The organism is Streptomyces sp. NPDC036815, from assembly GCF_055609205.1.
Genome location: NZ_JBVJPW010000004.1, coordinates 357,809 through 375,692, shown reverse-complemented (window position 1 = coordinate 375,692; position 17,884 = coordinate 357,809). Strand labels below are relative to the sequence as shown.

Below are 17,884 nucleotides of genomic sequence, written 5' to 3'. Positions count from 1 at the left end.
GGGTCAGGGGGCCTGCAGATCCATCAGGGCGGCCAGCGCCTCGCGGTGGCGGCCCGCCGTGCCGTAGGCGATCGAGTCCGCCTTGGCGCGCTTCAGATAGAGGTGGACCGGGTGCTCCCAGGTCATGCCGATGCCGCCGTGCAGCTGCAGCGCCTCCTCCGCGGCGTGCACCGCCACGGCGCCCGCGCAGGCCTGTGCGAGGGCGGCCGCCAGATCCGCCTCGGCGCTGTCCGTGGCGAGGGCGTCGGCGGCGTTGCGGGCGGCGGCGCGGAGGTTGACGACCTCCAGCCACAGCTGCGCGAGCCGGTGCTTGAGCGCCTGGAAGGAGCCGACGGGCCGGTTGAACTGGTGCCGCTCCCGCACGTAGCGGACGGTCTCCGTCAGACACCACTCGGCGATGCCGAGCTGCTCCGAGGCGAGCAGCGCGGCGCCCGCCCGCAGCCCCTGCCGTACGGCCGCGTCGGCGTCCCCCGTCAGCCGTCGCGTGTGCGGCGCCTCGAAGGTCACCGTGGCGAGCGGCCGGGTGAGGTCGAGGGAGGTCCGCGCGGTGACGGTGACGCCGTCCTGCGCCATATCGACCGCGAAGAGCGCGCCGTCGGCCGGGACCAGCAGCACGTCGGCGCCCGCCGCGTCCGCGACCGCCGTCACCTCCCCGCGCAGGACGCCCCCTTCCAGCCGTACGCCGTCGACCGCGTCACCCGGCGCGACGGCGAGGCCGACTGCGAGCGCGGCCACCGTGCGGCCGGCGGCGAGTTCCCCGAGCAGTTCGGCGGCCTCCTCGCCGCCACAGGCGAGCAGCGTCTGCGTGGCGACGACTGCGCTGGTGAGGTAGGGCACGGGCGCCATCGCGCGGCCCAACTCCTCCAGGACGACGGCGGCTTCGCGGTGCGTGGCGCCCTGCCCGCCCAGTTCCTCGGGGACGAGGAGCCCGGCGAGGCCCATGCCGTCGGTGAGCGCCTTCCACAGTTCGCGGTCGTGCGGGGAGCCGTCCGCGGGGGATTCGACGCGCGCGAGGACCGTGGCGGCGTCGCACCGGTCGGCGAGCAGGCCGCGCACGGCCGAGCGCAGCGCCTCTTCCTCTTCGGAGTAGAGCAGGTCGGGCTGGGAGCTCTGCGTGGTCTGCGTACTCATCGGGCGAGGTCCTTCCACACGACGTCCTTGTCGGTGCGCGGCTCGGCGGGCAGCCCGAGGACGCGCTCGGCGACGATGTTCAGCAGGACCTCGCTGGTCCCGCCCTCGATGCTGTTGCCCTTGGAACGCAGATAGCGGTAGCCCGCCTCGCGGCCGGTGAAGTCGACGAGGTCGGGCCTGCGCATCGTCCAGTCGTCGTACAACAGCCCTTCGGAACCAAGGAGTTCCACCTCCAGGCCGCTGATCTCCTGGTTGAGGCGGGCGAAGCCGAGCTTCATGCCGGAGCCCTCGGGGCCGGGCTGTCCCGCGACGAGCTGCTGGCGCAGCCGTTCCCCGGCGAGCCGGGCCACCTCCGCCTCCACCCAGAGCTTCAGCAGCCGCTGGTGGAGGTCGTGGGTGCGCAGGTCGGGGCGGTCGCGCCAGGTCCCGGCGACCGCGCCGATCATGCCGCCCTCACGCGGGATGCGCATGCCGCCGATGGAGACGCGCTCGTTCATGAGCGTGGTCTGGGCGACCTTCCAGCCCTCGCCGACCGCGCCGAGCCGGTGCGCGTCGGGGATGCGCACGTCGGTGAGGAACACCTCGTTGAACTCCGCCTCGCCGGTGATCTGGCGCAGCGGCCGCACCTCGACGCCCGGGTCGGTCATGTCGCACACGAAATACGTGATGCCGCGGTGCTTGGGCAGGTCCGGGTCGGTGCGGGCGATGAGGATGGCCCAGCGGGCGCTGTGGGCGCTGGAGGTCCACACCTTCTGGCCGTTGACCACCCAGTCGCCACTCGCCCCGTCGCGGACGGCGCGGGTGCCGAGCGCCGCGAGGTCGGAGCCCGCGCCCGGCTCGCTGAAGAGCTGGCACCACACCTCCTCGCCGGTCCACAGCGGGCGCAGGAAGCGGCGCTTCTGTTCCTCGGTGCCGAAGCCGAGCACGGTCGGTGCGGCCATGCCGAGGCCGATGCCGATGCGGCGCGGGTCGTTGTCGGGCGCGCCCGCGGCCTCCAGTTCGGCGTCCACGACGGCCTGCAGGGAGCGGGGCGCGCCGAGTCCGCCGAGGCCTTCGGGGTAGTGCACCCAGGCGAGGCCCGCGTCGAAGCGGGCCCGGAGGAAGTCGGCGCGGCCCACCGTGGCGGGCGGGTGCGCGGTGAGCAACTCCTGGGTGCGGATGCGCAGTTCGGCTGCGTCGGTCATGCGGCACCTCCGTGCGGCAGGACGACGACCCGCCCCGTGGTGGTGCCGTCGGCGACGCGCTGCACGGCGGAAGCGGCGTCCGCCATCGGTACCCGCTCGCTCACCAGCGGCTTGATGGCGCCCTTGGCGGCGAGCTCGGACAGCTCCGCGTGGCAGCGCAGGATCAGGTCCGGGTCCTTGGTCTTGTACAGGCCCCAGTGCAGGCCCACGATCGAGTAGTTCTTCACGAGGGCGTGGTTCAGCGCGGGCGTGGGGATGGTGCCGCTGGCGAAGCCGATGACGACGATGCGCCCCTCGAAGGCCACGCACTTGGCGGACGCGGTGTAGGCGCCGCCGCCCACGGGGTCGTAGATCACGTCGGCGCCGCGGCCACCGGTCGCCTCCTTGACGGCGCCGATCACGTCGTCGGTGCGCCGGTCGAGGACGAGGTCGCAGCCGAGCTCGCGCGCGACCCTCGCCTTGTCCTCGCCGCCGACCACGCCGATGACCTTGGCGCCCGCCGCCTTGCCGAGCTGCACCGCGGCGCTGCCGACGCCACCGGCGGCCGCGTGCACCAGCAGCGTCTCGCCCGCCTGGAGGTGCGCGCGGCGGTGCAGCGCGAACCAGCCGGTCTGGTAGCCGATGTGGAGCGCGGAGGTCTCCGCGTCGTCGAGGCCGTCCGGGGCGGGCAGCAGGGCGGCGCTCTCCGCGACGGCGTACTCGGCGAGTCCGCCGTACGGCAGCACGGGGTTGGCGATCACGCGCCGCCCGTCCTCGGTCTCGCCGCAGATCTCCATGCCGGGCGTGAACGGCAGCGGGGGCCTGACCTGGTACTGGCCCCGGCAGAGCAGCGCGTCCGGAAAGTTGATGTTCGCGGCGAGCACCTTCAGCAGCACCTGCCCCTCGCCGAGCGCGGGGCGGTCCACCTCGGCGAGGCGCATCACCTCGGCCGGCTCGCCGTTCTCGTGCACTTGCCATGCCTGCATGCGGGGCCTCCACGGGGGCTGTCGTAGACCGGGCTCCACCGCATACTAAGCGGTCGCTTGCCCCGAAGGGAACAGTCCGGGCGGCCGTCAGTCCGTGTGCTCCTTGCGGGTGGGCCGCGCCCGTACGTGCATGCGCTCCCCCTGCGGCCCGAAGAGGCTGAGGAACTCCGCGCCCGCCTCGCTCGTCGCCCCGAACCAGTGCGGGACCCGGGTGTCGAACTCCGCCGCCTCCCCCGGCCCGAGCACCACGTCGTGGTCGCCGAGGACCAGGCGCAGCTTCCCGGAGAGCACGTACAGCCACTCGTACCCCTCATGGGTCTGCGGGTCCGGCGCCGCCTTCGTGCGGGCGGGCTCGACCACCTTGTACGCCTGGAGCCCGCCGGGCTGCCGGGTCAGGGGCAGCATGGTGCGCCCGTGCCGGACGATCGGCTTGGCCCGCACGCGCGGGTCGCCCACCGGCGGCGCGCCGACCAGCTCGTCGAGGGGGACCTGGTGGGCGCGGGCGATGGGCAGCAGCAGTTCGAGGCTGGGCCTGCGGTGGCCGGACTCCAGGCGGGACAGGGTGCTGACCGAGATCCCGGTGGCGGCGGAGAGGCCCGCGAGCGTGGCGCCGCGCTCCTTGCGGATGCGGCGCAGCCGGGGGCCCACCTCGGTGAGGACCTGATCCATCGACTCCGGTGCCGCCGTCTCGTCTTCTCTCATGTCTCCATCATGCCGCTTCTTGCTGCAACGGCAAAGGCAGTTGTCGAAACCGCACGACAGGGTCCATGGTCCACAGGAAGGAGGTGGTCCCCGTGGACCGGAACACCAACGAGAGGCGGAGCCCGATGGAGAACCAGCACGACACCCCCCGCGGCCACGCCGCCCGGCAGGACCGGGCGTACGACGTGGTGGTCGTCGGCGGCGGCACGGCGGGCCTGAGCGCCGCGCTCGTGCTCGGCCGCTCCCGTCGGAGCGTCCTCGTGGTCGACGCGGGCGAGCCGCGCAACGCCCCCGCCGCCCACATGCAGGGCTACCTGTCGCGGGACGGCATGCCGCCCGCCGAGTTCCTCGCCGAGGGGCGGCGGGAGCTGGAGCGGTACGGGGTGGGCCTGGTGCACGACCGCGTCTCGGCGGTGACGCCGGACGGTGCGGGCGAGTTCGGGGTCACGCTCGCGGACGGCGCCGCCGTGCACGCGCGCCGGGTCGTCGTCGCGACGGGTCTCGTGGACGAGCTGCCCGCCGTGCCGGGCCTCGCCGAGCGCTGGGGGCGTGACGTGCTGCACTGCCCCTACTGCCACGGCTGGGAGGTGCGGGACCAGCCCTTCGGCGTGCTCGCCGCCGAGCCCTTCAACAGCCACCAGGCCCTGCTCGTCACGCAGTGGTCCAGCGACGTGACGCTGTTCCTGCACACCGTGCGGGACCTGCCCGACGCCGAGTGGGAACGCCTGGCGGCCGCCGGGGTGCAGGTCGTGGAGGGCGAGGTCGCGGGCCTGGCCGTCGAGGACGACCGGCTGACGGGCATACGGCTCGCCGACGGCCGGGTCTTCCCCCGCTCGGTGCTGTTCGTCCCCGCGAGGCCGGTGCCCCGCGACGACCTCCTGGGCGCACTCGGCGCCGAACGCAGGGACACCCCGTTCGGCCCCTACCCGGCGGTGGACGAGACCGGCCGCACCAGCGTCCCCGGGGTCTGGGCGGTCGGCAACGCCGCGAGCCCCATGGAGCAGGTGATCAACGCGGCGAGCACCGGCTACCGGGCCGGCACGGCGATCAACGCCGAACTCGTCCTGACCGACATCGAGGCGGCCGCGGCGCGGCGCAGGGCCGGAGCCTTCACGCCCCGAGCGGAGGCGACGGTGGCCCGCGCGGTAGCGGGAGAGCACGCGCACGGGATCAACGCCTAGGCGCTGTCCGGCAGTTCAGCGCCGTCGGCGAACGTGACGGCGCAGTGCTCCTCCACCGTGCCCGCGAACGCCCGGGCAAGGGGCGACAAGGCGTCCCAGCGGCGCACCGCCCAGCCCGTCCACAGCGTCGGCAGGTCCGGGATCGGGATGAGCCGCAGGCCGGGGTGGGCGGGGCCGTGCCAGGCCGGCAGGTCGGGGACGATGGCGTGGCCCAGGCCGAGTTCGGCGAGCAGGATCGCGGTGTCCCAGTCGGCCACGCTGGTGTCCGAGGTGGGGGCGGTGCCGGACGCGGCGAGCCAGGCGTCCAGGCGGGAGCGGGACGTGGCGTTCTCCGGCAGGCCGATCAGGCTGATGTCCGCCAGATCCGCGGTGTCGATACGGGACTTGGCGGCCAGCGGGTCGGCGGCGGCGACGGCGAGGACCCAGGGAAGCTCGACGACGGGCCGCTGCTCGATGCCGCGCACCGGCTCGCCCAGCGTGATCCAGGCGAGGTCGAGGCCGCCCGCGAGGAGGGCGTCGAAGCAGTCGCGGCTGGAGTGGGTCGTCTCAAACTCCAGGCTGACATTGGGGTGGTGGCGGCGGAAGGCGACCACGGCGCCGGACATGAAGTGGCGGACGGTGGTGGCGCCGGTGGTGACGCGTACCGAACCCGCCTCGCCCCGCACCAGATCGCGCAGCCTGCGCAGGGCGTGGTCGATGTCGCCGAGACCGCCGGCGGCCGCGGTGTGCAGGAGCCGCCCCGCGGGGGTCGGCACGACACCGCGCGGGTGGCGCTCCAGGAGGGCTAGGCCCGTCTCCCGTTCCAGGCGCTTGATGTGCTGACTCACCGCGGACTGGGTGCAGGTGAGGTCGCGTGCCACGGCGCTCAGGCTGCCGGAGCGGCAGACGGCGACGAAGACGCGGAGGTCGTCGAGGGTCATGGGAGTGAAGCTACAGCTTGGGGGTAGGCAAGGAAACCCGAGGATTGACTTGAGGGTCGGCTCGGCGGGACGATCAACGCGGGCCCAGGGGCGGCAACCCGGCCGGGCCCCGGCACCGCTCCGGACGGTGTCGGGGAGTGCGCCGGGTGCCGACCCTCTCCACACGTGAACTCCCGTACCCTCTCCCCCGATCCACGACGGCGTCCCGTCCACCGCTCCATGCCCGGAAGGCACCCCGTGCCCATGACCGCACCCATGGCCCCCGACCCCGCCGACGCCGTACGGCACCTCCTGCGCGAACGCGGCGCCGCGACCCTCGACCACCCCGGCGGCACCCTGCTGGCCCATCTCGACCGCGTCCACCGGCAGCTCGTCCGCTGGAACGCCCGCCCGGCGCTCCAACTGGCCGGTCTGTGCCACGCGTTGTACGGCACCGACGGTTTCGCCCCGTATCTGGTGCCGCTCGACCGGCGCGCCCAGGTCCGGGCGATCGTCGGCGCCGATGCCGAGTCCCTCGTGTACTTCTACGCGAGCTGCGACCGGCGGGCCACATACCCCGGAGCGACCGGTCCGGCCGCGCGCTTCCGGGACAGGTTCACCGGCCGCACCTGGACGCCCTCCTCGCGCAGGTGGCGGGAGTTCGCCGAACTCACCGCCGCCAACGAGCTGGACATCGTCCGCGTCGACGCCGAGGCCCGCGCCCGCCGCGGAGCCGACCTGCTCGGCCTGTTCACCCGCATGCGCCCGCTGCTCTCCACCGCCGCCTGGCAGGACTGCGAGAACACCCTCCGCGGCTCCGGCGGGTCCACCTGAATCCAGCGGCGGGCATGGCGATTTCGTCCCGTACGAGGTATCGATACGCGCATGACCGACGACGAGGCGGACGACGCGAGGCAGGACGGTGCGCAGCTGCCCGGGCTGCCGCCCCCTCCCCCGTGGGGAGCCTCCGCGCTGCCTCCCGGCACGTACGACGGCACGGCCGTCCTGGTCACGGGCGGCGGGACGGGGCTCGGCAAGGCCGTCGCCGCGGAGTTCGCGCGGCTCGGCGCCGACCTGGTGATCGCGAGCCGCAACGCGGAGCGGCTGCGGGCGGCGCGCGACGAACTGGCCGCACTGGGCGGGCGCGTGACCGCGGCGGTCTGCGACATCCGGGACGCCGAGCGCGTCGGCGAGGTCTTCGACGCGGCGCGGGAGGCGTACGGCCTGCCGGGGGTCCTGGTGAACAACGCGGCCGCCAACTTCCCGGTGCCCGCCGAGGACATGTCCCCGAACGCCTGGCGCTCGGTCGTCGACGCGACGCTCACCGGCACGTTCCTGATGACGCGCGAGTTCGCCCGCCGCCATCTCGCGGCCGGCGCCCCCGGCTCGGTCATCGACGTCGGGGCGTCGTACGCGTGGACCGGCGGCCCCGGCTTCGCGCACAGCGCGGCGGCCAAGGCGGGCGTGAAGAGCCTGGTGGAGACCCTCGCCGTGGAATGGGGTCCGTACGGCATCCAGGTCAACGGCCTCGTGCCGGGACTGATGCCGCACGACGACATGACCGCCGACATCCGCGGCTCCCTCGACCGGGCCCGCGACAAGGCCGTCCGCCAGCCCGCCCTGCGCGTCGGGCTGCCGCGCGAACTGGGCTGGGCCGCCACCTTCCTGGCCTCGCCGTACGCCCGTTTCATCACGGGTCACACCCTGGTGGTCGACGGCGCGAACTGGCAGCGCAGGACGCTGGTGAGCCCCCCGGTGGTGACCGTGCGCGAGCAGCTGGGCCGGGACGCGTTCGGTACGTGATCCGCGGGCGGACCGCGGGAAGCGCCCGCTACTTCCCCTCGAACAGCGCCGCCCGCCCCGCCCCTTTCGCCCCGTATCCCTCCCGGGAGTCCTCGGAGGTGAGCGTGATCGCCGCGTTGACCGCGACGCGGTCGAGCGCCCCCGCCAGGCCCGCGTCGGCGAACGCGTCGATGCCGCGTTTGACACCCTGCACCGCGAGCGGCCCGTTCGCCGCGATCTCGGCCGCCAGGGAGCGGGAGGTCTCCGCGAGTCCTTCGGCGGGGACGACCTGCTGGAGGAGGCGGAGCCGCTCGGCCGTGGCGGCGTCGATGCGGCGGCCGGTGAACGCGAGCAGCTTCGCCCAGCCCGCCCCGGCCTCCCGGGCGATGCGCAGGTCGCCGCCCGCGTCCACCGCGACGCCGAGCTGCGCCTCGGGGAGCGCGAAGACCGCGTCGTCCGCCGCGATCCGTATGTCCGCCATGAGCGCGAGCTCGAAGCCGAAACCCAGGCAGTACCCCTGCACGGCCGCGACCACCGGCTGCGGAAGCCCGGCGAAGACACGGAAGCGCTCGTGGACCCAGCGCATGGCCTCGTAGTAGTTGCGGGCGCGCTCCGCGCCGGAGCGGCCCGTGACCGCACCGCCGGGCGCCGTGATGTCGATGCCCGCACAGAACGCGCGGCCCTCGGCGCGCAGCAGCACCGCCCTGATGGAGTCGTCGAAGCGGATCCGGTCGGCGAACAGGCCGAGTTGCCGGGTGGACTCCCAGCTCCACGCGTTGAGCTTGCGCGGCCGGCAGAGGGTGAGGATGCCGATCCCGTCCTCGACGTCCAGGCGCAGTCGCTCCTCGCCCTGCGGGATGTCCGTGCCGATGGTGTCGATCATCCGCGCTCCCCTGCCCCGACCGCCCGATGTTCCTGATGGGCCGTCAGGTTAAGGGTGCGGGCTCACCGACTGAAGACCTGGAACCCCACCGCGGGCTTCCCGCCGAAGCGCGGCGCCAGCGCCTGCGCGTTGCCGGTGAGGAACGTACGGCAGTACTTCTCGGGCTCCTCGTCGGTCAACGCCTCGATGTAGGTGCGGTGTTCGAGGAGCGAGGCCACCGAGCGCTCGAGACCGGCCGAGGCGTCCGCGGCGTGGGTGGGCGTCGCCGAACCGGCGACGGCGACCCACCGCACGCCGTTCCAGGGCTCGAGGCCCTGCTCCTCGATCAGTTCCGGGAAGATCCAGCGGTTGCCCGCGTCCGCCGCCGCGTCCAGCGTGGCGCGGCCGACCGCCACGTGGTCGGGGGTGTTCCAGGCGACGCCGTGCCACGTGTCGCGGTGGTTGAGCGTGATGACGAGCTCGGGGCGGTGCCTGCGGATCGCGGCGGCGATGTCGCGGCGCAGCGCCGTGCCGTACTCGACGACGCCGTCCTTGTGATCGAGGAACTCCACGGCCTCCACACCGACGACGGCCGCACTCGCCCGCTGCTCCCGTTCGCGCAGCGGCCCGCAGGTGGCGGGATCGATCGTGTCGATGCCCGCCTCGCCGCGGGTCGCCAGGAGGTACGTGACCTCCCGGCCGCCGTCCGTCCAGCCCGCGATCGCCGCGGCGCACCCGTACTCCAGGTCGTCCGGGTGGGCGACGACGGCGAGCGCGCGCCGCCAGTCCTCGGGCATGGGAGTGAGCTGGTCGGCGGGTGTGGCTGAATTCTGCTCCGTCATGCCGGTCAGCTTATCGCCGAGGCGTGGCCTGTTCCCGGAATACCGGGTCGAGTTGGGGCCACCCGCCCCGGCCGTACGGGGCCCTCACTCCTCGCCGCGCGCCAGCGCGAGCAGCCGGTCGAGGACGCGCGGACCGCTCGCGCGCAGCCCGTCGTGCTCGAACTCGTCGGTGACCCAGGTCCGCAGGCCGCGGACGGCGCGGGCGGTGCGCAGGGAGTGCTCCGTGTCGACGTAGAGATCGTCGTGGTAGACCGCCGCGGCCACCGGCACCTCGTTGGCGGCGAGGCGCTCCGTGTCGTACAGGCGCGGCCAGTCGGTGCGCGCGGCGAGCAGGTCGGCGCTCTCGCGCAGGGGCCGCAGCGCCGGGTCGCAGTCGAACATCCAGCGCTGCACGGCCTCGCCGGTGAACAGCAGCGGCTCCTCGCCCGCCAGGGCCCTCTCCGCGTCGAACCCGGGGAACTCGGCGCGCACCCGCTCGGCCGCCCAGTCGGTGGCCCGCCCGCCCTGGCCGTAGATGGACTCGTGCAGGACGGCGAAGAGGGGCCTGCTCGCGTACGAGAGGGCGGCCTGCACGTTCTCCTGGAAGGCGTCGGACAGCGCGGGGCCCGCGGAGGTGCGCACGAAGGCGTCCTCGAGCAGGTAGTGCAGGCGGTGGCTCCCGTCGCCCGAGCCGAGCAGCATGCCGAGGGACTGGAAGGCCGGGACGGTCAGCCGGTAGCCGTTGTCGAGCACCGGCTCGTGCTCGGCGAGGTGGGCGGCGATACGGCGGGCCCGCTCGACGTCCTGGGGGTAACGGGCGTAGTGCGCAGCGCTCTTGCGTGCCATGCGCGGATAGGCCGCGCGGTAGACGTCGTCGGCGTGCCCGTCGAGCGTGGGCAGGCCGCCGGTGATGAGCGCGGTGGCCAGGCCCTCGGGAGCGGCCGACAGGTAGTGCGTGGCGCAGAAGCCGCCGAAGCTCTGCCCGAGAACGGTCCAGGGGGCGCCGCCGGTCACCTCGGGGCGGATGGCCTCGCAGTCGCGGACGATGGAGTCGGCGCGGAAGCGGGCCAGGTAGTCGGCCTGTTCCCGGGGGCCGCCGCGCAGCGGGAGCGTCTGGCGGTTGGCGGGCGTGGAGTTGCCGGTGCCGCGCTGGTCGAGGAGGAGGACGCGGAAGTCCTGCAACGCTCGGCCGAGCCAGGACTCGGCGCCGTGGAAGCGGGTGGCGCCACAGCCGGGGCCGCCCTGCAGGTAGATGAGCCAGGGAAGGTCCGCGCCGCCGCGGGAGGCCGCGACCGCCTCGCGCGCGAAGAGCTCGATCCGCTCCCCCGCCGGATCGTCGTGGTCGAGCGGCACGCTGAAGCGGCGGTCGGTGAGGACGACTCCCGGCTGGCGGTAGGTGACGGTCAAGGCTGGCTCCTGGGCGAGGGGTCCGGACGGCAGACCCCAGTCCAGCACACCGCACGGGCCCGCCGTCCCTCGGGCGGCGCCGACGGCTCCCACTGCGGCGCACGCGCGCGTACGCTGCATCCATCCGATGACCGACGAGGAGGAACCCGCGATGCGCGTCGCCCTGTTCCTGACCTGTGTCAATGACACGCTCTATCCGGACACGGGCCGTGCAGTGGTGAAAATGCTGACCAGGCTGGGAGTTGACGTCGACTTCCCGATGGCTCAGACCTGCTGCGGGCAGGCGCACTACAACACCGGCTACCGCCATCAGGCGGAGCCGCTCGCCCAGCACTTCTCCGATGTATTCGGATCGGACGCGTACGACGCGATCGTGACGCCGTCCGGATCGTGCGGGGCCATGGTGCGCGAGCTGTATCCGCGCATGGGCGAGCGGGCACGCGCCGAGGGCCGCGGCGAGGGCCTGGCGCGCACGCTCGCGCCGGTCGTACCCAAGACGTACGAGCTCACCGAGTTCCTGGTGGACGTCCTCGGGGTCACCGACGTGGGCGCGTACTACCCGCACACCGTCACCTACCACCCGACCTGCCACGGCCTGCGCTCCCTCGGCCTCGGGGAGCGGCCCGCGCGGCTCCTGCGGGCGGTGAAGGGGCTCGAACTCCTCGAACTGCCCGGCGCCGAGGAGTGCTGCGGCTTCGGCGGCACGTTCGCCGTGAAGAACCCCGACGTCTCCGCGGCGATGGGGGCCGACAAGGTGCGCAACGCCGAGTCGACCGGCGCCGAGGTCCTCTGCGCGGCGGACAACTCCTGCCTGATGCACATCGGCGGCACCATGGCCCGGCTGCACACGGCCGTGCGCCCCGTCCACATCGCCGAGATCCTGGCGAGCACGGAAGAGGAGCCCCTGTCATGAGCGGCGGAACGTTCGTCGGCATGCCCGCGTTCCCGCGGGCCGCACGCGAGGCGGTCAATGACGCCACCCTGCGGGCCAACCTCCGGCACGCGACCCACACCATCCGCGACAAGCGGGCCCGCGCCGTCACCGAGCTCGACGACTGGGACCGATTGCGCGAGGCCGGCAAGCGCATCAAGGACCACACGCTGCGCCATCTCGACCGCTATCTAGTGCAGTTGGAGGAGTCGGTCGTACGGGCCGGCGGCACCGTGCACTGGGCGGCCGACGCCGAGGAGGCGAACCGCATCGTCGCGGACCTGGTCAAGGCCACGGGCGAGACGGAGGTCGTCAAGGTCAAGTCGATGGCCACCCAGGAGATCGGCCTCAACGAAGCCCTGGAGGCCGAGGGCATCCACGCCTACGAGACCGACCTCGCCGAACTCATCGTGCAGCTCGGCAAGGACCGCCCCTCGCACATCCTCGTGCCCGCCATCCACCGCAACCGCGGCGAGATCCGCGACATCTTCGTGCGGGAGATGGGCAGTTGGGGCCGCCCGGCCCCGGAAGGCCTCTGCGACACACCGGCCGAGCTCGCCGAGGCGGCGCGGCTGCACCTGCGGGAGAAGTTCCTGCGCGCCAAGGTCGGCATTTCCGGGGCGAACTTCATGGTCGCCGAGACCGGCACGCTCGTCGTCGTCGAGTCCGAGGGCAACGGCCGGATGTGCCTCACCCTCCCCGAGACGCTGATCTCCGTCGTCGGCATCGAGAAGACCGTTCCGACCTGGCGCGACCTGGAGGTCTTCCTGCAGACCCTCCCCCGCTCCTCGACGGCCGAGCGCATGAACCCGTACACGTCGATGTGGACGGGCACGACGAACTCCGCGACGGCGGACGGCCCGAGCACCTTCCACCTGGTCCTGCTCGACAACGGCCGCACCGACACCCTCGCCGATGAGGTCGGCCGCCAGGCCCTGCGCTGCATCCGCTGCTCCGCGTGTCTGAACGTGTGCCCCGTGTACGAGCGGGCCGGCGGGCACGCGTACGGCTCGGTCTATCCGGGGCCGATCGGCGCGATCCTCAGCCCTCAGCTGCGGGGCACGCAGAGCGAGATCGACGCCTCGCTGCCGTACGCGTCCTCGCTCTGCGGGGCCTGTTACGACGTGTGTCCGGTGGCCATCGACATCCCGGAGGTGCTCGTCCACCTGCGCGAGCGCGTCGTGCAGGGCGGCCCGGCGACCCGGCGGGGCAACAAGGTGACGTTGAGGCCCGCGAAGGGGCACGCGGCGGAACGGGCCGCGATGCGGGCGGCGGGCCTGGCGTTCGCCCGCCCCGGCGCGCTGCGCGTGGGCCAGCGCCTGGCCTCGCGCACCCGGCGCTTCCATCCCCGCACGCTCCCGGGGCCCGGCCGGGCCTGGAGCGCGACACGAGAGCTTCCGCCGGTGCCCGCGGAGCCGTTCCGCGACTGGTGGCAGCGTACGCGGGGCGGCGGGAGCGAGGGCAGGGGCGACGGCTCGAACGGGGGGAACGACCAGTGAGCAGCCCAGTGAGCAGCAGGGACCGTGTCCTGGGCCGGGTGCGGCGGGCTCTCGCCGACGTACCGGCCGACGACCTCGCGTACGAGGCGGCGGTGGACCGCGACTACGCACGCGAGCACGGCACGCGCAGCACCGCCGAGACCGTCGACCTGCTCGCGGAGAACCTCGCGGACTACCGCGCGATCGTGCACCGCTGCACGCAGGACGAGGTGGCGGACCTGCTGAGGCGGCTGTACGCACGGCGCGGCTCCGAGACCGTGCTCGTGCCGCCCGGACTGCCACCGCACTGGCTCGCGGCCGCCGGCCCCGTACGGGTCCAGGACCGCGCGGCGAGCACCCCGCACGAGCTCGACCGGGTCGACAGCGTCATCACGGGGTGCGCCCTCGCCGTGGCCGAGACCGGCACGATCGTGCTCGACGGCTCCCCGGACCAGGGCCGCCGCCGCATCACCCTGGTGCCGGACCACCACGTCTGTGTCGTACGGGTGCCCGACCAGGTCGTCGCCTCGGTTCCGGTGGCGCTCGAACGGCTCGATCCCGCGCGGCCGCTGACGTGGATCTCGGGGCCCTCCGCGACCAGCGACATCGAGCTGGACCGGGTCGAGGGGGTGCACGGCCCCCGCACCCTGGAGGTGGTGCTGATGAGCGGGGGGTGACGGGCGCGGCTAGCGTGAGGGCATGATCCGGTTCGAGCAGGTGACCAAGCGCTACCCGGGCGGCACGACGGCCGTGGACGACCTCTCCTTCGAGGTCGACGAGGGCGAACTGGTCACGCTCGTCGGCCCCTCCGGCTGCGGCAAGACCACGACGATGATGATGGTGAACCGCCTCATCGAGCCGACGTCGGGCCACATCTTCGTGAACGGCGAGGACATCGCCGGCATCGACCCGGTCCGGCTGCGCCGCCGCATCGGCTACGTCATCCAGCAGGTCGGTCTCTTCCCGCACCGGACGATCCTCGACAACACCGCGACGGTGCCCGCCCTCATCGGCTGGAAGAAGGCCAGGGCCAGGGCGCGCGCGGCGGAGCTGCTCGACCTGGTGGGCCTCGACCCGAAGACGTTCGGCTCCCGCTACCCCGAACAGCTCTCCGGTGGCCAGCGCCAACGCGTCGGCGTGGCCCGGGCGCTGGCCGCCGACCCGCCGGTGCTCCTGATGGACGAGCCGTTCGGCGCCGTCGACCCGGTGGTGCGCGAGCAGTTGCAGGACGAGTTCCTGCGGATGCAGGCGGCCGTCCGCAAGACAGTGCTCCTGGTGACCCACGACATCGAGGAGGCCGTCCGGCTCGGCGACCGCATCGCCGTGTACGGGCAGGGGCGCATCGAGCAGTTCGACACGCCCGGCGCGGTGCTCGGGGCGCCCGCGACGCCGTACGTCGCCGAGTTCGTGGGCGCCGACCGCGGGCTGAAGCGGCTCTCCGTCACCGAGATCCGACCCGAGGACCTGGAGGCGCCGCCGATCGCCCGGCTCGACGAGCCCGCCGAGCAGGCCGCGGCCCGGCTGCGCGCCGAGGAGGCGCGCTGGGCCGTCGTCCTGGACGAGGGCGGCGATCTGCACGGCTGGGTCGGCCTCGACGAGGTCGCGCTCGCCGGGACCGGCGGCACGGTCGGTGACCTGGCGCACCGCATGAACTCCTGGGTGCCGGTCGGCGCCCCGCTCAAGCAGGCCTTCGGCGTGATGCTGCAGCACGACGCGGGCTGGGTCGCCGTCCTCGACGGCGCCCGCTTCCTCGGCGTCCTCACCCCGGCCAAGCTGCACGAGGCGCTGCGGCGCTCGGTGGACGCGGATGCGCAGGGGGTGGAGAGGGGGGAGGTGGAGTTCGACTCGGTGGCCGACGCGTAGGCGCGCTCCCGCGCGGTGGGGGGCGGGGTGAGGGGGCGGGCTGGGGGACTTCTTCGGGTGCGGGTGCGTCGTGGCTGGGTGCGCAGTGCCCCGCGCCCCCGGGGGCTACAGCAGTCCCTTTTCCTCCAGGTACGTTCTGGCCACGTCCTGGGGCAGGCGGCGCCAGCTGTCCACCTGTTCGTTCAGGGAGGCCAGGTCCTGTGTCGTCAGGACGGGGTTGAGGCGGCCCAGTGCGGCGGCCACGCCCTCGCTGCCCGCTCGTGAGCGGTTGACCACGGGCACGAGGTAGTCGGCGTTCTGCAGGTTCTTGTCGTCCTTGAGGAGCACCAGGCCGAAGTCGTCGAGGGTCGCGTCCGTCGACGTGGTGAGCACCATCTGGTCCTGGCCGCTCTGTACCGCCTTCTTGGCCTGCGTCGTGCCGACGCCCTTGGGGTCGACTCCGGTGACGTCGATGCCGTACACCTTCTTCAGGCCCGGGGCGCAGTAGGGGCGCTGCACGCACTCGTCGCCCGCCGCGAGGCGCACCTCGAGGCCCGATGCGCCGAGGTCGCTGAGGGTCTTGAGGCGGTGCCGGCGGGCGTAGGAGGCGGTGACGGCGAAGGCGTTCTGGTCGACGGCCTTGCCCGGGTCGAGGACGGTGAGGCCGCGGGGGGCCGCGAGGCCGCGCAACGCCTTCATGGTCGCGTCGAGGTCGGGCGAGCCCGCGGGCGGCGCGTCGGCGCCGTTCTTCTTGGCGTTGAGCCAGTCCGCGAAGGTCGCCGCGTACTCGGGGACGACGTCGATCTGGCCGGACTCCAGGGCGGGTTCGTAGAGCTCGCGGTTGGCCACGGAGAGGATCTTCGTGTGGTATCCGGCCTTGTTCAGGAGCAGTGCGTACATCTGGGCGAGCAGGTCCGACTCGGTGAAGCCCGCCGAGCCGACGACGAGGTGCTTGCTGTCGCCCGGGGGTCCGGTGACCTCGCCCCGGTTCTCCAGCGAGGGTCCCGTCGCGCAGCCGGTGAGGAGCGCGAGGAGGGCTGCTGCCGGTGCCCTGCGCCGTCTCGTCCTCTCTCGCCGTGCTCGGTCTCGGCTCATCCCGTCCTCCCCCGCCCTCGCACCCACCCCGGTCCGAACCGTTCCGCCGCCTCGAAGGCTCCCTCGACGAGCAGCGCGAACACGGCGACGAGGACGGCACCCGCCACCACCTGCGGGGTGCTCGCCAGGTTGAAGCCCGCCGTGATGATCCGGCCGAGTCCGCCGCCGCCCGCGAGCGCGGCGATCGTGGCCGTGGCGACGAGCTGCACGGCGGCGAGCCGGATGCCGCTGAGCACCAGCGGGAGCGCGAGCGGCAGTTCGACCCGCCACAGCAGCTGTCGCCCGGTCATCCCCATGCCCCGCGCCGCCTGGACGACGCTGGGGTCGACGCCGCGCATGCCCACGTACGCGTTGGTGAGCAGCGGCGGCACCGCGAACAGCACGAGCGCGACGACGGTCGGCCCCTCGCCCCAGTTGCCCAGTGGGGTGAGGAGGAGCAGGACGAGGACGGCGAACGTCGGCACCGCGCGGCCGACGTTGGAGATGTTCACGGCGAGCGCGCCGCCCTTGCCGAGGTGGCCGAGGACGAGGGCGACCGGCAGTGCGATCAGGCAGCTGAGCAGCAGGCAGACGACGGTGAGGACGAAGTGCTGGGTGAGCCGGTGCCAGATGCCGTCGTCCCCGGCCCAGTGCGCGGAGTCGGTGAGCCACGTCCACGCGTCGCCGAGCGTCCTCATGAGCGGGCCGCCCTCGTCGCTCTTTCCCAGGGGGTGAGCAGGCGCTGCACGCCGAGCAGCAGGAGATCGGCGGCGACGGCGATGACGACGCAGAGCACGGACGCGGTGAGCACCTGTGCCTTGAAGTAGGTGTTCATGCCCGTGTAGATGAGGTTGCCGAGTCCGCCGAAGCCGACGATCGCGCCGATGGTGACGAGCGAGACGGCGGAGACCGTGGCGATGCGCAGGCCCGCCATGGCCGCGGGCAGCGCGAGCGGCAGCTCGACCGTGAGCAGGAGGCGGATCGGGCCGTACCCCATGCCGCGGGCGGCCTGCCGGGTGTCCTCGGGGACGGCGCGCAGGCCGGCGAGGATGTTCCGCACGAGCAGGGTGAGGGAGTAGAGGACGAGACCCGCGACGACGAGCGACGCGGAGAGCCCGTACACCGGAAGCAGCAGCGAGAACATCGCGAGCGAGGGGATGGTGTACAGGACGGTGGTGAGCGCGAGGACCGGCCCGGCGGCCCAGCCCCAGCGGCGGGCGAGGACGGCCAGCGGCACCGCGACGACCAGCGCGATCAGGAGGGAGACGGCGGTCAGCTGAAGGTGCTGGACGACCGCGTCGAGCAGGATCTGGCGGCGGGTGCTCAGGTACTCGCCGCAGATCCACTCGTTGCGCGCGAGGCAGTCGTCGGGGGGCGCGGTCACCTGTCCATTCAAGGCCGGGGGGCCGGGGCACGGCGCGTTCTGGTGACCCGTACGGGTCCGTCGGGGCCCGGCAGCGGTGTGTGGGCGGCGACAACCACCGCACGAAGGCGGCCAGTTCCCGCGCATGCCCGGGCCGCGCAGGTCCCCGGCGGGGTGACAGCCAGGAGGGTGACGGCTCATGATGGACGCGTCATGGAGACTTCGGGACCGGTGGTATTTCGCTCTCGACCGCGCGACAGCC

General features: G+C 73.5%; 18 protein-coding genes. 7 read left to right on the top strand and 11 right to left on the bottom strand.

From position 1 onward, the window contains the following. Nucleotides 1–3 precede the first annotated feature (3 nt). From ACZ69I_RS12685 to ACZ69I_RS12670, 4 genes are all read right to left on the bottom strand, one after another. Nucleotides 4–1,131, bottom strand: a complete 1,128-nt coding sequence (locus ACZ69I_RS12685) for an acyl-CoA dehydrogenase family protein (protein ID WP_470831968.1) — start codon at nt 1,129–1,131, stop codon at nt 4–6. Continuing rightward, nucleotides 1,128–2,315 (bottom strand): acyl-CoA dehydrogenase family protein, encoded by a 1,188-nt coding sequence (locus tag ACZ69I_RS12680; protein ID WP_470831964.1) that lies wholly within the window; start codon nt 2,313–2,315, stop codon nt 1,128–1,130. The genes ACZ69I_RS12685 and ACZ69I_RS12680 overlap by 4 nt, the downstream gene beginning before the upstream one ends. After that, entirely contained in the window at nt 2,312–3,280 is a 969-nt protein-coding gene (locus ACZ69I_RS12675; protein ID WP_470831963.1) for an NADPH:quinone oxidoreductase family protein, read from the bottom strand. Before ACZ69I_RS12675 ends, ACZ69I_RS12680 begins: the two co-directional genes overlap by 4 nt. An 87-nt stretch (nt 3,281–3,367) precedes the next feature. Then, on the bottom strand, nt 3,368–3,982 hold the full coding sequence (locus ACZ69I_RS12670; RefSeq protein WP_467679838.1) for a helix-turn-helix domain-containing protein: 615 nt from the start codon (nt 3,980–3,982) through the stop codon (nt 3,368–3,370). A 125-nt stretch (nt 3,983–4,107) separates the two neighbouring features. Between ACZ69I_RS12670 and ACZ69I_RS12665 the strand changes: the two genes are divergently transcribed. Further along, a complete protein-coding gene (locus ACZ69I_RS12665; RefSeq protein ID WP_470832059.1) occupies nt 4,108–5,163 on the top strand; it encodes an NAD(P)/FAD-dependent oxidoreductase in 1,056 nt (351 codons plus the stop codon). Here ACZ69I_RS12665 and ACZ69I_RS12660 read toward each other — a convergent pair. After that, on the bottom strand, nt 5,160–6,083 hold the full coding sequence (locus tag ACZ69I_RS12660) for a LysR family transcriptional regulator (RefSeq protein WP_470831961.1): 924 nt from the start codon (nt 6,081–6,083) through the stop codon (nt 5,160–5,162). The genes ACZ69I_RS12665 and ACZ69I_RS12660 overlap by 4 nt on opposite strands. Nucleotides 6,084–6,326: 243 nt before the next feature. Between ACZ69I_RS12660 and ACZ69I_RS12655 the strand changes: the two genes are divergently transcribed. Both ACZ69I_RS12655 and ACZ69I_RS12650 read left to right on the top strand, forming a co-directional pair. Next, entirely contained in the window at nt 6,327–6,896 is a 570-nt protein-coding gene (locus ACZ69I_RS12655; protein WP_470831960.1) for a DUF6817 domain-containing protein, read from the top strand. A gap of 51 nt (nt 6,897–6,947) precedes the next feature. Then, on the top strand, nt 6,948–7,865 hold the full coding sequence (locus tag ACZ69I_RS12650) for an SDR family oxidoreductase (RefSeq protein ID WP_470831959.1): 918 nt from the start codon (nt 6,948–6,950) through the stop codon (nt 7,863–7,865). A gap of 28 nt (nt 7,866–7,893) precedes the next feature. Here ACZ69I_RS12650 and ACZ69I_RS12645 read toward each other — a convergent pair whose 3' ends face one another. The 3 genes from ACZ69I_RS12645 to ACZ69I_RS12635 all read right to left on the bottom strand — a co-directional run bounded on the left by ACZ69I_RS12645 (nt 7,894) and on the right by ACZ69I_RS12635 (nt 10,934). Then, entirely contained in the window at nt 7,894–8,727 is an 834-nt protein-coding gene (locus ACZ69I_RS12645) for an enoyl-CoA hydratase/isomerase family protein (RefSeq protein ID WP_470831958.1), read from the bottom strand. A 62-nt stretch (nt 8,728–8,789) separates the two neighbouring features. Continuing rightward, nucleotides 8,790–9,548: a PIG-L deacetylase family protein gene (locus tag ACZ69I_RS12640; protein WP_470831957.1), complete on the bottom strand. Its 759-nt coding sequence runs from the start codon at nt 9,546–9,548 to the stop codon at nt 8,790–8,792. 84 nt (nt 9,549–9,632) lie between these two features. After that, on the bottom strand, nt 9,633–10,934 hold the full coding sequence (locus ACZ69I_RS12635) for an alpha/beta fold hydrolase (protein ID WP_470831956.1): 1,302 nt from the start codon (nt 10,932–10,934) through the stop codon (nt 9,633–9,635). A gap of 151 nt (nt 10,935–11,085) precedes the next feature. On the opposite strand from ACZ69I_RS12635, the gene ACZ69I_RS12630 reads away from it, so the two are divergent. Genes ACZ69I_RS12630 through ACZ69I_RS12615 form a run of 4 tightly spaced genes read left to right on the top strand, consistent with a single transcriptional unit; the run spans nt 11,086 to nt 15,206 of the window. After that, nucleotides 11,086–11,847 carry a (Fe-S)-binding protein gene (locus ACZ69I_RS12630; RefSeq protein WP_470832057.1) on the top strand — a complete coding sequence of 254 codons (762 nt, stop codon included), beginning with the start codon at nt 11,086–11,088 and terminating at the stop codon, nt 11,845–11,847. Further along, on the top strand, nt 11,844–13,364 hold the full coding sequence (locus ACZ69I_RS12625; RefSeq protein ID WP_470831955.1) for a LutB/LldF family L-lactate oxidation iron-sulfur protein: 1,521 nt from the start codon (nt 11,844–11,846) through the stop codon (nt 13,362–13,364). The genes ACZ69I_RS12630 and ACZ69I_RS12625 overlap by 4 nt, the downstream gene beginning before the upstream one ends. A gap of 8 nt (nt 13,365–13,372) precedes the next feature. Beyond that, a complete protein-coding gene (locus ACZ69I_RS12620; protein ID WP_467680102.1) occupies nt 13,373–14,020 on the top strand; it encodes a LutC/YkgG family protein in 648 nt (215 codons plus the stop codon). Nucleotides 14,021–14,042: 22 nt separating this feature from the next. Then, entirely contained in the window at nt 14,043–15,206 is a 1,164-nt protein-coding gene (locus ACZ69I_RS12615; protein ID WP_467679856.1) for an ABC transporter ATP-binding protein, read from the top strand. A 105-nt stretch (nt 15,207–15,311) separates the two neighbouring features. Here ACZ69I_RS12615 and ACZ69I_RS12610 read toward each other — a convergent pair whose 3' ends face one another. The 3 genes from ACZ69I_RS12610 to ACZ69I_RS12600 are packed head-to-tail and all read right to left on the bottom strand — an operon-like array spanning nt 15,312 to nt 17,643. Further along, complete coding sequence (locus ACZ69I_RS12610) at nt 15,312–16,280, bottom strand: ABC transporter substrate-binding protein (protein ID WP_467679860.1); 969 nt, start codon at nt 16,278–16,280, stop codon at nt 15,312–15,314. Continuing rightward, the gene (locus ACZ69I_RS12605; protein WP_467679863.1) at nt 16,277–16,957 is read right to left on the bottom strand and encodes an ABC transporter permease; all 681 of its coding nucleotides are present in this window, start codon (nt 16,955–16,957) and stop codon (nt 16,277–16,279) included. The genes ACZ69I_RS12610 and ACZ69I_RS12605 overlap by 4 nt, the downstream gene beginning before the upstream one ends. Next, entirely contained in the window at nt 16,954–17,643 is a 690-nt protein-coding gene (locus ACZ69I_RS12600; RefSeq protein ID WP_467679866.1) for an ABC transporter permease, read from the bottom strand. Before ACZ69I_RS12600 ends, ACZ69I_RS12605 begins: the two co-directional genes overlap by 4 nt. Nucleotides 17,644–17,884: the final 241 nt, after the last annotated feature.